The sequence below is a fragment of the Paenibacillus sp. FSL L8-0638 genome (assembly GCF_038593075.1).
Taxonomy (GTDB): domain Bacteria; phylum Bacillota; class Bacilli; order Paenibacillales; family Paenibacillaceae; genus Paenibacillus; species Paenibacillus polymyxa_D.
On record NZ_CP151960.1, the window covers coordinates 5,588,464 to 5,601,441 of the forward strand.

The following is a 12,978-nucleotide window of genomic DNA, read 5'->3' on the forward strand; positions in this document are numbered from 1 at the left end:
GATACTGGATCTCATCTTTTTTTATTTCGTCGTTATTCTATTTCACCGAACCCTGAGCGAATCCGTTATAGATATATTTTTGTAAGGATAAAAAGGCAATCAGCGTCGGAATAATGGCAATGATAATGCCCGCGCTAATGACTTCCCATTGTGATCCATAGGGTCCTTTAAACTTGAACAGCGCCGTCGATATGACCTGAAGGCTTGTTTTGGGCATATACAGGAACGGGGTGTAAAAGTCGTTGTAAATATTAACGCCCTTGATAATGATCACCGTCACAATGGCAGGCTTCAGCAGGGGCAAGATAATGCGCCAATAGATCGTCAGATAGGAGGCCCCATCCAGCATGGCCGATTCATCCAGCGCCACCGCAATGGAATCCAGAAATTGCAGAAAAATATACACCGCAATAATATCCGTTCCCAAATACAGCAAGATCGCCGCCCAAGGCGTGTTAAACAGCTCCAGCTTGTTGATAATTTGAAATGTCGATACCTGTGTCGTTACCCCCGGAATGAGGGTCGCGAGCAGGAACGCACCTAGCATAAGACTTTTGCCCTTAAATTTAAAACGGTTCAAAATATACGCGATCATGGAACCCGTTAACGTGGCTCCGATGATCGAAATCAACAGAATAAAAGCTGTGTTCACAAATCCAGTCAGCATATTTCCGTTAATAAAGGCTTTGGTATAGTTAGCCCAATTCAGCCAGTTCACGGGGGGAGTCAGAGGACTGGTTGCCGCATATTCAGTCTTCGTCTTCAAAGATGCAAACAAAATTACGACAATCGGCAGCAGTGCAATGAACGCACCTAGTAGTAGCGCCGCATACTTGATACTGCTAGCCAGTATTCTTTTCAGCTTATACATGATTAGTCCTCCTCTCCCCGAATTAGCAACCGTTGAAGCAGCGTAACAGCGATTACGATCAGCAGCAGAATAACCGCCATCGCCGAGGCCAAACCGACCTTGCTGTATTTGAATGCCACATCAAGCGTTTGAATGACGAATGTTTCGCTACCATTGGAGCCACCGGTCATAATATACGGAATATCGAATGCACTGACCGCACCGCTAATGGCCAAGATGAGGTTCAACTGCAAAATCCGCTTGATGCTCGGCAAAATAATTGAGCGGAACTGATGCCAGCGGTTGGCCCCATCGATATCGGCTGCTTCATACAGATCACTGGATATGGAAGAAATCGCACCTAGAAACACAATAAAGTTAAAGCCCATGTATCTCCAGATCGACGTGCCCGCCAGCGAAATATTGATAATCTCCGGGTTGCCCAGCCACAGCTTGACATACGAACCCAGCCCCACTGCCTGAAGCAGTGTATCGAGCGTGCCGTCTGGCTTAAAAAAGAATAGAAAAATAAAACCAATGGCCACCCCGTTCATCAGGGAAGGAAAAAACAAAACGCCTTTAAAGAAATTTTTAAACCAGGTCTGAAAGCTGAGAATGCTTGCAAAATAAAGGGCCAGACCCATCTGTACAAACGTGGCTACAAAGTAATACAGACTGACCTTAAACACCGAGAAATACTCGGGATCGGTAAAGATTTTGATATAGTTTTCAAAACCCACATATTCCAGACGCTTACTATAGCCGTTCCAGTCCGAAAAGCTGTACTTAAACATATTGATCACTGGCAAGTACGCAAAAGTGATCAGCAGCGCTAGCGGAATAAATGAAAAGGCAACAATAATCGCCAATCTTTGTTTGGAGTAGCTGAGATTCGAAAATTTTAACATGCTGCACCTCCTGGCTATCCGTCCATCGACTGCTACGTCGATCCTTTCTTTTCGTCAGTTCAGATGGCTATTTTGCTTCCTTAGCAGCCACTTCAGCACGCGCCTTCACCCATGCATCGTTCAGATCTTTCATAATGGCGTCATACGATTCCGGGCGGTTACCCACCGCTGCCTCAATAATGCGTTTCTTGAAATCAGGCTGCCACAAACCAATTTCGCCCATTTTGTCGATTTTATCAACAATTCCTTCCTGTCCTTTTGGAGATGGAGTAAGTGTTTCAAAAACGACCCCCTGATCTTCGTATTGCTTCAAAATGCTAGGCATTGGAGCACCCTTCAGCGGACTAATACTGCCTGCCTGCTCTACAGCATAGTTGGACTTTTCGGTAAACCAATCCACCCAGGCACGGGCCGCCGCTTTATTTTCACTGTTTACGTTAATACCGAGGTTAAAATCACCAGCCAGCGGCACAAGTACCTTGGAGGCATTCGTCGGGAAAGGCATAAAACCGATATCATCCTTGTTAGGAGCTGTACTTTTGATCTGGTCAATTGCCCAAGAGCCAAGCACCATCGTACCGATTTTGCCTTGAGCAAGATCCGCCTTGGAGGTCTCCCAATCCGTAGTCGTTGGATCTTTTTCAATCAGGCCTTTTTTAGCTGCATCGTATAGGACCTTATACAGTTCATAGTGAGGCTGGCCCTTTGTGAAATTGTCATCTGTATTCGGTTGTGTGACATTCACGTATTCCTTTGTACCCGCCAATGTTGCCAGACTAGACTCCCACTGGGTCAGTGCCCAACCAGAGGCATAGTTCGTAAACAGCGGCACTGCCTTGGTTTTGTCCTTAATCTGCTGTAACGCTGTCAGGAATTGGTCCGGTGTTTTGGGAAGCTGCGTGATTCCTGCGTCCTTGAACACCTTTTTGTTATAAATCACACCAGAGTAAACCATCGCAATCGGAATACCGTAGCTGTTATGATCCACCGTACGTTCTTCAATGCCGGTATACTTGTTTTTCATCTCCTCATAAGTACCCAGTGGTTCGAAAAAATTGGGCAGCTCTTCAACTGGAATACTGCCAGGGATCAGCAAAACATCCCCGTAATCCCTGGTCCCCATCCGAATTTTAATTTGACCATCATAATCGGCCAATGCCTGGAAATTGACCTTCACGTTCGGATAAAGCTTGTTAAATTCCTTAGCGTAGTCCTGAAATACCGTATCCACAATATCTGTCCGCTGTGTGATAACCGTAATTTCACCTTCCACGGCCTTTGGATCAGAGCTGGCAGCTGGCTCATCCTTCTTTGAGGTACAGCCAGTAAACAGCCCCGCTAACAAAACCACAGATAGTAATGACATCAAAACCTTGGACAACTTCATGAGACGACTCCTCCTGTTGTTTTTAATAAGGTTATCGTTAAAGTAACAAAATCATTTTATTATGTTAGCGCTTACTATGTCAATTGCAATATTTTTTTTGTAAAGTGGAATGGGTCACATCTTATGAAAAAACACCAATTTAGCATGGTTGACAGTTTACAAACAGCTAGATATGATAATTCTGTAAAGTTAACGATAACCTAATATTTTTTCCCGAAGGAGGCTTTGTCTCTTGGCAACACTACTGGACGAAATTAGACAGGAATGGAAGGAACACATACTCCCATTCTGGCTTGGACTGAAGGATGAGACACACGGTGGGTTTTACGGCGAGGTGGATGTGGATCTGCACACTCATAACCAAGCCGACAAAGGCGGGATTGCCACTGCACGGCTACTCTGGTCCTTCTCGGCGGCTGCCCGTGTAACAGGGGAAGATACCTATGCAGAAGCCGCACGACATGCATTCACATTCCTGCGAGATCACCTGCTTGATCCATTACATGGAGGAATGTATTGGATGGTGGACTACACCGGGCAACCCGTGGACACGTGCAAGCATGTATACGCGCAGGCATTCGCGATCTATGCGCTGGCAGAGTATGCACGTGCCACAGACGACCCGAATGCATTGCCACTAGCTATGGAGCTGTTCCACCTGCTGGAGCAAAAAGGATATGATCCCGCTCGGCAGGCATACGGCGAGCAGTATGACCGCTTGTGGAACACGCAGCCTAATGAGCTGCTCAGCGAAAATGGAGTTACCGCGCATATCACCATGAATACGCATATTCATGTTTTGGAAGCGTATACCCAATTGCTGCGCGTCTGGCCAAATGAAGAGGTTCGAGATGCACTGACGAACGTACTGGATATTTTATATCGTCGTGTTTACGATGCTTCTGCCCGACGATTGGGGGTATTCTTCGATCGTGAATGGCGCTCTCTGCTTGACCTGACCTCATATGGTCACGACATCGAAGCCAGCTGGTTGATTGAGGACGCTATGAATGTGCTGGGTTATTACCCGTCAGAATACCTGGACATGGTGATGGATATTGCCAATGCGGTAGCAGAGCGTGCTGTTCAGCCAGACGGATCGCTCATCAACGAGCGAGAAGGAGAGCGGGTAGACACCTCACGTATTTGGTGGGTACAGGCCGAGGGGATGGTTGGTTTTTACAATGCGTTTCAACGTACAAGTGACGAACGATTTTTGCAAATTGTGCGTAATCTGTGGGCCTATACCCGGCAATATATCATAGATCCGCGCCCCGGAGGCGAATGGTTCTGGTCAGTTCAAGCGGATGGTAAGCCTGATGCGAGAGAGATTGCAGGCCCTTGGAAGTGCCCTTATCACAACAGCCGATTTTGCATAGAAATGCTAGAAAGGATGGAAAACCAATGATTCATAGCAAATACGATGAGCTACTATTGCAGCAAGAGGAACTGATTACACGCCCTAATGAGGTTAAAACTACCTTTTACAATGGTATCTACGAACGCTACCTCTATCCAGTGCTCACACGCCATCATGTTCCACTTCACTGGCGGTTCGATCTGGATGCGCAAACTAATCCCTTTTTCATGGAGCGGCTGGGTGTAAATGCGGCATTGAATCCAGGGGCGATCTATCATGAAGGAAAATACATTCTTGTTTCGCGTACCGAAGGACTGGATCGAAAGTCATTTTTCGCTTTGGCAGAGAGCGATAACGGCATTGATCAATTTCGATTCATTGACGCCCCCCTAGTATGGGAGGATATCGACCCAGAAGAAACAAATATGTACGATATGCGGCTGGTGAAGCATGAGGACGGCTGGATTTACGGTATTTATTGCTCGGAAAAAAAGGATCCTGACGCGCCACCTCACGATACCTCCAGTGCTGTCGCTCAGGCTGGACTGGTCCGCACTCGTGATCTGCGTACATGGACCCGGCTTCCCAACATCACTACCCAGTCCCCACAGCAGCGCAACGTTGTTCTGCACCCTGAATTTGTGGACGGTCAATACGCCTTCTATACTCGTCCTCAGGACGGGTTTATTTCCACCGGCTCGGGCGGTGGCATCGCCTTCGGCCTGTGCAAAGATATTACACAGCCCGTGATTGAACACGAAACCGTCATTGATGAGCGCCGTTATCATACGGTGTACGAAGCCAAGAACGGACAGGGGCCTGCCCCGATTAAGACCAGCCGCGGCTGGATTCATATCGCTCACGGGGTACGCAATACGGCCGCCGGGCTGCGGTATGTGCTGTATACCTTTGCGACCAGTCTGGAAGACCCTACGCGCGTCATTGCTAAGCCCGGCGGGCACTTTCTAGCTCCTTATGATGAGGAACGCGTGGGCGACGTTTCGAATGTTATTTTTTGCAACGGTGCAGTCGTTAACGAACAAGATGAAGTTTTTATCTACTACGCTTCCAGTGACACCCGTATCCACGTAGCGACGACCACCATCGCTCGACTGGAGGACTACACCTTCAATACACCATCCGACCCGCTGCGCTCTCTCAGCAGCGCCGCTGTTCGCCGTGATCTGATTCATCACAATGAAGCGCTATTGAAAGCGCACTCCCGTCCTTCTCAGCAGACATAAGCCGCAGGCTTTATCCTGCTTGCGGAACCATGTATACTATCCATAGAACAACTGTTACCCGCAGGCTAATTGTTGTTCTATGGGCAGCTAAGCTACTAGTATATTCCCCCAGCATTTTGCATCCATTCTTTGGATTTAGGCAAGATGCTTATCTTTTTAAAATTGGAAGGCGGAACAGGAATGAAGAGCAACGTAACGATGCGGGATATTGCAGATAAGCTGGGAGTAAGCAGCGTGACCGTGTCGAAGGCGCTCAATGACAAGGATGGGGTTAGCGAGGAGCTAAAAGAGCGTATTAAGACGCTCGCGGGCGAAATGGGTTATCGTTTCAATACCGTTGCCAAGTCCATGAAGGAAGGCCTCACCTATAACATTGGTGTTGTCATTCCCGAACGTTTTACCGGCCCTGGCCAATCGTTTTATCTGCACATCTACCAGCAAATTTCACGGGCACTGGAGCCATACGGCTACTACGGCATCCTTCACATCCTCCATCGCGAAGACGAAGAACAGCTTAATCTGCCACGTATCTATTACGACCGTAAGGTGGACGGCTTCATTCTCCTGGGCCAAGTGAGCAAGCCATATATTGAGCTTGTACAAACCATGGAACTGCCCAAAATGTTTCTCGATTTTTATGATGAGCATGCCGATATCGACTCCGTGGTGACGGATAATTTTTACGGGGCCTACGAGCTGACCAACTATTTAATCGCCCAGGGACACCGGGATATTGCATATGTGGGCAACCTCTATTCCACCAGTAGTATTCAGGATCGTTTCCTCGGCTACTATAAATCCTTGCTGGAGCACAGGTTGCCTCTCCGTAACGAGTGGGTGCTCAGTGACCGGGACGACGAAGGCTCTTATGTTGAAATGGAGCTTCCTCAGCCGCTGCCGACTGCCTTTGTATGTAATTGCGATCAGGTCGCTCACAATCTGGTGCACAAGCTCATTGCTCTGGGATACCGCGTACCTGAAGACTGCTCTGTGGTCGGCTTTGACAATGATGTATACGCCACTCTTATTGTTCCGCAACTGACCACAGTCGGAGTAGACATCGAGCAGATGGCACGTACCGCAATTGATTCGATGATGAAAAAAATAAGCCATCCCGGCAGTCGCTTTGGTCGGGTCCTGGTGCAGGGTCATATTGTATATCGTGACTCCGTGCAGCCCATCGAGAGGCCATGATCATCAAATATTCCACAACCAAAAGCCGCTCAGCATGTCGCTGGAGCGGCTTTTGACGTTCATAAGTATTGCAGTGTGATCATCGTACTCACTTTCCATTGTGGATCTTGCAGAATCCTGGATTAGGAGCGCTGGGCGACAAAGGAATTGCCCGCCCGATTGAGAATCGGCAACATCCGCATTTCCTGCCCCATCGAGGCTTGGCAAAATGGACAAGCTGGCTCGTTCAAAAAGGTGAAATCCGTTCGCATCCAGCCGTTGCAACCCTCATTTGTACACGACCAAATAGCCGTATTTTCCTCTGGAATGATTTCCGGGGCCTGGCGTCTGTACATCTATATCCCCCCTCGGTTTTTTATAGGGTAATATCCCCTGTCGGCTTACTGTTAATCCCCACCTGTGCGGGTATTAATATGCTCCAAGCTCCAAAAAATATGCGCAATTTACCAAAATGTTTATTTACGGATAGCCTTGGTCCAGAAGCCGCCATGAAATTGCTTCGGCTCTACCGTAATGACAAAAGCCTTAGGGTCCAGCTCCAGAATGGACTGATACAGCTTATTCTGGTTTTTCCGTTTAGCCAAAATTTCCATCACCAGGCGCTCTCCATCACGCCCACTACCCAGCCAGGCTGTAACGCCGTATCCTTTGTCCCGCAGCGCATTGGCAATTCCTCCATTAATCTCATTGCTGATCACCTTAACAGTGACATAACCAAGCGCTATTTTTTCCTCAATCCATGCTCCAATCAGAATACCCAATGCATAGCCAATGGCGTATACCGCAAGACTTGCCACTTGATCCAAATACTTAAGCACAACATTCAAGCCCAATACATAGACCGTAACTTCTACGGTGCTAATGAGCGCAGCAATGTACTTCTGTCCTTTCAGCGTCAGAATCATGCGCAGTGTATACGCCGATACGTAAATAATTTGAATAACGAGAATAAATAATAAAATTTTGAGCATGCGCTCACTCCCCACTTCACGTTCTGATTTAACCCGTATCCAACATTATACCCCCGTCTGTGATATACAGCCTCTGGTTTCGTATTACCCTTGCTCGGGTAATGACTAACTACAGCATGCTGAATGAAAGTTCGATCACATAAGGAGGGCTTCAACATGAAGGATAACGGAATTAGCGATAAAATCAAAGGTAATGTGAACAAAGCCAAAGGTGAAATCAAGGACCAAATCGGCAACGCTACCGATAATAAATCCCTTCAAGCCGAAGGTAAACTGGATAAGGCCAAAGGCCATCTTCAGGAAACAGCAGGCAAACTGAAGGACGGCAAATAATCCTGAATGGATAACTTCGGCGCACTGTTTTACGAACAAGTCTCGCTGTCTTGTGCAGCGGGCTTGTTTTGTGCTGTTCGGATACTTTTGGAAAAACTTTTGCGTAAACAGGGCAACTTTTACGGTTGTTGTTGCGTCTAACTAATATAAGCGCAACCCATAATGACTCTCCAAGCTGTTGGATTTTGTAGGCATTAATGTTACTCTAGTCTATGAACCAGGCTATAATTCTTAAATAAAGGGGTAGACCGACGAATGAAATCATTGAAATCCATGAAGAAACCTGTCATCATCACTGCCGTATCGGCCTTGGCCATCTCCGGGGCTCTGTTCAGCCAATCTACATATGCTGCACAAGTAACTAAGCCGATCCAAGCAGTATATAACAATATTAAAATTATCTACAACGGAACCGAGGTTCCTGCTGATGCTAAAACAGAACCATTTCTGCTGGATGGCGTGACGTATATCCCGCTGAAGCTGGCAGGTACAGCTTTGGATAAAAAAGTAACATGGGATGGCACAAACAAACGCGTAGTCATTGCCGACAACGGTGTTCCCATTGATCAGTCTACAGTTACTGCGTTGAACAACCAGATTACGACGCTGACTCAGGAGCTCAACACTGCGAAAGCAGCAAACACGACGAAAGACGCTACCATCGCTCAATTGCAAAAAGACAACCAGACGTTAAAAGATGAAGCAAGCAAAAATAGCTCTAGCTCCTTGAAGGATCTTCAAAAGAAGCTGAACGATGATCACAGCGATGCCTACGATACTAATTCGGATATTGAGCTCAGTGGCAACAAAAACGATATTACAGTGACCATCGAAATGACGAAATCCAGATGGGAAGGTTTATCCAGCAGCAAACAAAGAACCTATCTGGAAGATATCGTTGAAGATATTTTGAAAGAGTACAAAGATGCCGAGGTTGAAGGTACGGTTAAGAACTCTAGTAATAGAGATAAATTAGCAACCTTTACAACCAATAGCAGAGGCGATGTTACGATTAAAAAAGTAGGTACATCTTTCGACGCAAGCAGTATCCAACGTGATTTATTCAACAGATACAGCAGCTACGCCGGATACGGCTTTGATTTCAGCGTAAGAGGCGACAGCAATAAAGCTAACGTGGATGTGTATGTAAATCCGGATGATTGGAACAAGATGTCAAATTTACAAAGAAGCAACCTGACAGATGGCATTATTGATTTTCTTAAAGACGAAGAGTCCATTGATAGAGTCGATGGAACTGTACGCAATAAAGGGAACAGCAGTCAAATCATTACCTTCTAAGATTATGACTTGTTTATATTATACTAATCAAAATATTCATATAAAGAGAGACCGGATCATTATGGATCCGGTCTCTCTTTATTATATACCGTGAGGTTAAGTTATACAGTATAATTTACTCTTCGCTCTAATCAACAAGTCGTCCCGCTGCAATAATATATTGCACCTTTTCACCCATAATCCCGAAATCGCGTTTTAACGTCAGCTTCCCTTTTCCTGTACATTGAATTTTGCTTCCTGGTATAGATTTAGAGTAAGGATCCATAGTAAATGTTTTCCCATACATTATTAAAGGGCGGATGTCCACTTGTTTCTTGGAAAATTTCAAGCTTTCTTCATAGTTTGCGTGAATTATTAGCTTTCCTACACCATTCCATTCATAACTGTGTAGGTCAAAGGCTTCCTTATTCGTTACCTCCGCAAGATCTTGCCCCAAAAAGCTAAGAAGCACCTGACTTTTATTAAAACTATCATGTTCCAACTTCAGTAAGCCCCGTTCTGAGTCCCATTGCATCTTGGCATCCGTATCCTTGACCAACACCGAAATAGGGAGAAACATAGCATTCTCTTTTATAACAGGTACGGTATCCATTGTTACAGGCTCATCATTAATAGAAATATCTCTTGATCCAATGGTGACTACTACGCTACGCCCCAATAAATTTACCGTTGCCGTTTTATTCATAGCATTGTACGCCACCTTACCTCCCAGTAAATCTTTTACCGCTTTGAGGGGAATTAACAACCTTCCTTTAGGATCAACAAATGGTGGTTCAGGTTGAGTATATAAAATGTAGAAATCGTTTACTTTAAAATGAATAGGGATTTCTTGAGATTTAGCAGTTGCGTCCCCTACTATTGGATTTAAACACAATAAAGTAATTAGAAAACATATTAAAAAATTAGTTTTCATACCGTTCTCCTATAAACTTATAACGTAGTTACCATTCATAAAAATGTGATAATCATCTATTTTGGTTTTGAATCCAACTAGCCATCCTAGTGTCGGGATCATAGTACTTAATATAATAAGTAGGCCAAGCAATAGTTCCATGCCATTTTTCCCCGTCCCACAATGAATATTCAGGGTAATCCCCCCAAGAATAGTAGTAATCTGAGTTCACCTTAGAAACTAGTAAATTATAAAAATCCCCACTTATCGCCCCATAAATATTGTTCCCATCAAAGTTATTTTTCGCTATTGAAAAAACTCTTTTAAGAGACAACGAAGGAAAATCAGATTCATCAAAAAAAGTCATCATAGCGACAATTTTCTCGGAGCCAACTATTAGATAAGAATCGCCAGAATTAGAGTCAATGTAGAATTTCATAGGTTTGATTTCTGCTCCCTCTGACCATGTTCCGTAAGAATATTCAAACCGATTACTGTTTCTAACATATCCCTGCCAAACTTTCCGACCAGTCTGGTAAGAAAATCCTCCTTCAACTCCCCGTCCTTTTGCTGAATCAAAGCCGAAGTAGAACCACGGCTGCTCTCCATCTCCCAATCTATGAACATAGGGAAGCCAAAAATTCCCAGTCACACCATCGAATCCGTCAAATTTCAATTGAACCCTTGAAAAAGCTCCTGTTGTTCCTCCACTCACTTGCGATGGAGTGGGATTATTTTTACTTGATATGGAAACATCATGATTGTTGCTTGGTTCACTCAAAGAGTTTGTTTTCATATAAGTAGCATCCGTTACACTATCTTCTTTTGATTCAACTTTATCCGCCATACCTACATAACCTTTTTCTGAGCTGTATACTTCTCCATCGAGCGTAAGATATATGTATTCCGATTTGTTAAGCTTCTCCAGATTTTGTTGTAGATCACTATTACTTTTACTCTTTAGTGATGTACTATCCGCTGTATTCAGTAGTTCAGCAATAGATGCTTTTGGATTAACGGCAATCTGGTGTTCTTGAAGTTCATGGACAATGGCCCGCTGTTTGAGATTTTCAAAAAATGAAGCATCGTACGTACTAGATTTCGATTCCGCATAGGCAAGACTTCCCGAAATTGAGGAGCACATGAGAATGGTTGCTAACCCCATGCCTAAAAACTTTTTTTTCCTAAACATACACAAACCTCCTAGTTATTTTTCAAAACTAGCATACCTTCACAAATGTATATTATCAACCATAATTTACAATTGATACCTAAATAAAGAGTGTTCGTTTTTACATATAATGGTGTATAGAAGATTCAATTAAATAGCAAAAAGAGAGCGCTTATACGCTCTCAAATTGTTGTGAAACCCTGTCTTTTTGAGACGTGGGTTTCTTTTTCTTTACATTAACCGAGGAAAATCATTTTAAACAACATGGTAGGATCAATGGCAGGACGCCTGACCAACACCGTCCGTTCTACACGAAGTTACCTATATTATACAACATTAACGCGGTGTCTTCTTAAATAAAATCAACATAAAAGAAGCTGTCGAGACTTTCTCGACAGCTTAAGAAGACAGGAAGGCTATTTCCCCCTGTCTTCTTTTTTCATAACTGCAACCTTCGGTAGTCTGAACAATTATTGAATCAACCTTCCTACGGAAGTAATATATTTCACATAATCTTTATCCGCATTGGTCGTATCGATACTTCTCGTATAAACCAGATTACCAGGACTGGTTATTTTCACTTTGTAAAACATACTGGGTTTAGAATAAGGATTTACACTATAGGTTCCTTTGCTATACACAATCAGAGGATTAAAGTCGATTTGCCTGGAAGCAGGCGATAAGCCGCTCTCGTACATAGCATAAATATTTAATACCCCTTTTTTTCGATCCAAGTCAAAGGAAGTAAGATCAAACGCATTCGCGTCAATGACTTGGGCCAAGTCCTGTCCCTTAAACCTCATAAGAACTGGACTTTCCGTAAAGCTATCATGTCTTAGTTTCAATAAGCCACGCTTGGAATCCCATTCCATCTTCGCATCTGTATCCTTCAACAAAATGGATACCGGCAAAAACATCGCGTTGCTTTTCATGATGGGGACTGTGTCCATTGTCACCGACTCACCGTTAACTGATATTTCCGGTGATCCAATCGTTGCCGTTACATTACGCCCCAACAGATCAACAGCAGCCGTCTTGTTCGCTGCATTATAAGTTACTTTACCGCCCAGTATATCCTCAGCTACTTGGAGCGGTATAAGCAGTCTCCCCTTCTTATCCACAAAAGGTGATGCAGGGTAGGTGTATAAAACGTAATGATCATTGACCTTCAGGTGTATGGGCGTTTGTCCTTGAGCTTGAGCAGATACCAAATTCATGTTTGTAGCACCAAAACTTAATACAATCATAAGGCTGATTAATAACCTGATTTTCATAATGCCCTCCTCGTATTGTTCGTTACTAGTGTACTGCCACAGAAATATCAGATCAACCATAATTTTCAACATATATCCAAAAATACACATGGAAT

13 protein-coding genes are annotated in these 12,978 nt (G+C 44.4%); 5 read left to right on the top strand and 8 right to left on the bottom strand.

What is annotated here, in order from left to right; genetic code table 11:
• Window positions 1-37: 37 nt before the first annotated feature.
• The 3 genes from MKY35_RS24950 to MKY35_RS24960 form a co-directional block, all read right to left on the bottom strand.
• The gene (locus MKY35_RS24950; protein WP_023990883.1) at window positions 38-871 is read right to left on the bottom strand and encodes a carbohydrate ABC transporter permease; all 834 of its coding nucleotides are present in this window, start codon (window positions 869-871) and stop codon (window positions 38-40) included.
• Between the two features lie 2 nt (window positions 872-873).
• Window positions 874-1,758 (bottom strand): sugar ABC transporter permease, encoded by an 885-nt coding sequence (locus MKY35_RS24955; protein WP_029518688.1) that lies wholly within the window; start codon window positions 1,756-1,758, stop codon window positions 874-876.
• A 67-nt stretch (window positions 1,759-1,825) separates the two neighbouring features.
• Window positions 1,826-3,145, bottom strand: a complete 1,320-nt coding sequence (locus tag MKY35_RS24960; protein WP_341040262.1) for an extracellular solute-binding protein — start codon at window positions 3,143-3,145, stop codon at window positions 1,826-1,828.
• Window positions 3,146-3,377: 232 nt separating this feature from the next.
• Between MKY35_RS24960 and MKY35_RS24965 the strand changes: the two genes are divergently transcribed.
• The 3 genes from MKY35_RS24965 to MKY35_RS24975 all read left to right on the top strand — a co-directional run bounded on the left by MKY35_RS24965 (window position 3,378) and on the right by MKY35_RS24975 (window position 6,943).
• On the top strand, window positions 3,378-4,553 hold the full coding sequence (locus MKY35_RS24965) for an AGE family epimerase/isomerase (protein WP_342445102.1): 1,176 nt from the start codon (window positions 3,378-3,380) through the stop codon (window positions 4,551-4,553).
• On the top strand, window positions 4,550-5,749 hold the full coding sequence (locus MKY35_RS24970; RefSeq protein WP_318627716.1) for a glycosidase: 1,200 nt from the start codon (window positions 4,550-4,552) through the stop codon (window positions 5,747-5,749). Before MKY35_RS24965 ends, MKY35_RS24970 begins: the two co-directional genes overlap by 4 nt.
• A 180-nt stretch (window positions 5,750-5,929) precedes the next feature.
• Window positions 5,930-6,943 (top strand): substrate-binding domain-containing protein, encoded by a 1,014-nt coding sequence (locus MKY35_RS24975; protein WP_029518692.1) that lies wholly within the window; start codon window positions 5,930-5,932, stop codon window positions 6,941-6,943.
• A gap of 122 nt (window positions 6,944-7,065) precedes the next feature.
• Here MKY35_RS24975 and MKY35_RS24980 read toward each other — a convergent pair whose 3' ends face one another.
• On the bottom strand, window positions 7,066-7,278 hold the full coding sequence (locus MKY35_RS24980) for a cold-shock protein (RefSeq protein WP_025721956.1): 213 nt from the start codon (window positions 7,276-7,278) through the stop codon (window positions 7,066-7,068).
• A gap of 120 nt (window positions 7,279-7,398) precedes the next feature.
• Window positions 7,399-7,914: a DUF2179 domain-containing protein gene (locus MKY35_RS24985; RefSeq protein WP_023990890.1), complete on the bottom strand. Its 516-nt coding sequence runs from the start codon at window positions 7,912-7,914 to the stop codon at window positions 7,399-7,401.
• A 156-nt stretch (window positions 7,915-8,070) separates the two neighbouring features.
• On the opposite strand from MKY35_RS24985, the gene MKY35_RS24990 reads away from it, so the two are divergent.
• Both MKY35_RS24990 and MKY35_RS24995 read left to right on the top strand, forming a co-directional pair.
• Window positions 8,071-8,247, top strand: a complete 177-nt coding sequence (locus MKY35_RS24990) for a CsbD family protein (protein ID WP_068939077.1) — start codon at window positions 8,071-8,073, stop codon at window positions 8,245-8,247.
• Window positions 8,248-8,502: 255 nt separating this feature from the next.
• The gene (locus MKY35_RS24995; protein WP_025721955.1) at window positions 8,503-9,546 is read left to right on the top strand and encodes a stalk domain-containing protein; all 1,044 of its coding nucleotides are present in this window, start codon (window positions 8,503-8,505) and stop codon (window positions 9,544-9,546) included.
• 127 nt (window positions 9,547-9,673) lie between these two features.
• Here MKY35_RS24995 and MKY35_RS25000 read toward each other — a convergent pair whose 3' ends face one another.
• The 3 genes from MKY35_RS25000 to MKY35_RS25010 all read right to left on the bottom strand — a co-directional run bounded on the left by MKY35_RS25000 (window position 9,674) and on the right by MKY35_RS25010 (window position 12,883).
• Window positions 9,674-10,459, bottom strand: coding sequence for a copper amine oxidase N-terminal domain-containing protein (locus tag MKY35_RS25000; protein ID WP_025721954.1), 786 nt, complete (start codon window positions 10,457-10,459; stop codon window positions 9,674-9,676).
• A 52-nt stretch (window positions 10,460-10,511) separates the two neighbouring features.
• Window positions 10,512-11,630 carry a hypothetical protein gene (locus MKY35_RS25005; RefSeq protein ID WP_342445103.1) on the bottom strand — a complete coding sequence of 373 codons (1,119 nt, stop codon included), beginning with the start codon at window positions 11,628-11,630 and terminating at the stop codon, window positions 10,512-10,514.
• Window positions 11,631-12,079: 449 nt separating this feature from the next.
• Window positions 12,080-12,883, bottom strand: coding sequence for a copper amine oxidase N-terminal domain-containing protein (locus tag MKY35_RS25010; RefSeq protein ID WP_342445104.1), 804 nt, complete (start codon window positions 12,881-12,883; stop codon window positions 12,080-12,082).
• Between the last annotated feature and the right edge of the window lie 95 nt (window positions 12,884-12,978).